Source organism: Streptococcus oralis (assembly GCF_023109005.1).
GTDB lineage: Bacteria > Bacillota > Bacilli > Lactobacillales > Streptococcaceae > Streptococcus > Streptococcus oralis_BU.
Genome location: NZ_JALDTU010000015.1, coordinates 1 through 1,621 on the forward strand (window position 1 = coordinate 1; position 1,621 = coordinate 1,621).

The 1,621-nt window shown below is 41.5% G+C and carries 1 protein-coding gene and 1 pseudogene; one reads left to right on the forward strand and one right to left on the reverse strand.

Going from position 1 to position 1,621, the window contains the following annotated elements; translation table 11 throughout:
- Window positions 1–71: 71 nt before the first annotated feature.
- Window positions 72–527, forward strand: a pseudogene (locus M1F56_RS09615) (transposase); the annotation flags it as partial.
- Between the two features lie 179 nt (window positions 528–706).
- Here M1F56_RS09615 and M1F56_RS09620 read toward each other — a convergent pair.
- The coding region (locus M1F56_RS09620; RefSeq protein WP_247917548.1) for a mucin-binding protein at window positions 707–1,621 on the reverse strand (915 nt) is incomplete at its 5' end.

The window sequence follows — 1,621 nt, forward strand, 5'->3', positions numbered from 1 at the left end:
CCCAATCACCGACCCTAGCTCGCTTGTTTGCTTCTTCGGGTTTTTCGTGAATGGTATGAGAAATAGAAATTCGCCCTACTTTTCGTATGCACTTAACCAATAAAGAGATTCTAGACAAGTTTTTGAGCTATTCAGAAGACTTGAAACACCACTATAATCTCTATCAACTCTTGCTTTTTCACTTTCAGAATAAGGAGCCGGAGAAATTTTTCGGACTCATTGCGGACAATCTAAAGCAGGTTCATCCTCTCTTTCATACTGTCTTTAAAACCTTCCTCAAGGACAAAGAGAAAATCGTCAATGCCCTTCAACTACCCTATTCAAACGCCAAATTGGAAGCCACTAATAATCTCATCAAACTCATCAAGCGCAATGCCTTTGGATTTCGGAACTTTGAAAACTTCAAAAAACGGATTTTTATCGCTCTGAACATCAAAAAAGACAATTTCCTTAGTTGGACTATGAAACTCAAACTATTTTTTATCGAATACCTTGATATGCTTGACAAATGGTGGAAAAGGACTTAGTCCGGTGCAATACAGAACTAAATCCTTTCAATAATTATTTGTCTAACTTTTTGGATAGTATACAAGTCAGCCAACTAAGATTGGCTACAGGCCTTTTCCCACTAAATCATCCATCTTTAAACTATTTACAGTATTTCTTCAATGAATGACTGGACTGTTTATACCTTATAAAAAGTTTATTAGTCCTCTTTTTTATGACGTCCTACCAAACCAAGAATTGATAGAAGTAAGCCTAGACCTGTCAGCGTTGCAAGGTTGGAACCAACTTGAGATTCACCTGTTCGTGGAAGAGTAGGTGCAGGGCGTTCAGAAGTGAACGGTTTCGTTGAAGGCTCTGGTTTAACTGGAGTATCCGGAGTATTAGGAACTTCTGGAGTTACTGGTGCCACAGTATAATGTACATCCTTAACAATGTTTTCTTGGGTAACTGCTTCAGACGGAACTGTCTCGACATCTACGCTATAACCTGGAATCACTGGCGATGGCACAGCGTTATAGTTAGCCTTGTCGCTTGTCCAAGCCGTCATGCTCACAACAGATCCAGTTACCTTGTCTGTCGTTACTGTACGTGTCCAAGTTGCTGTCTGAACTTGGTCAGCTGGGGTTTGATCACCGGCACCATGGTAACGAACTGTCAGGTTCACAGCCTTGCTTTCTTGGCTATCCGTTGTGCCGTGTTTCACATGAACAACAACATTTTGATCATAGCTACTATCAAGGTCGAATTTAGCCGGAAGCTGGTCTTTCGAAACTAATTCATAACCTTGAGCTAGATAAGCATTCACCATTAAATCATATTTTTCTCGGGCACTATCTGAAAGAGGAGTATCAGAGCCTCCGCTGGTAAGTACTTCCTTATCTTTCAGCGTTTTTTGAGCAGTGTCGTCAATGATGGTATAGGTTACTTTTTGCTTATCTGCTTTATAGGTAACCGTTTCTTCAATATCTGCGCTATCTCCCGTAATCTGTTCAACGGCTGCTACAGTTGCCTTATCTGGTGTATAACCATCAACAGTTGGAGAGGTTACCTCTGGGAAGGTGCTCTCTGACGGACTCCAGACGCCTTCCTGGATGATCCGGCCAGCCACCAAATC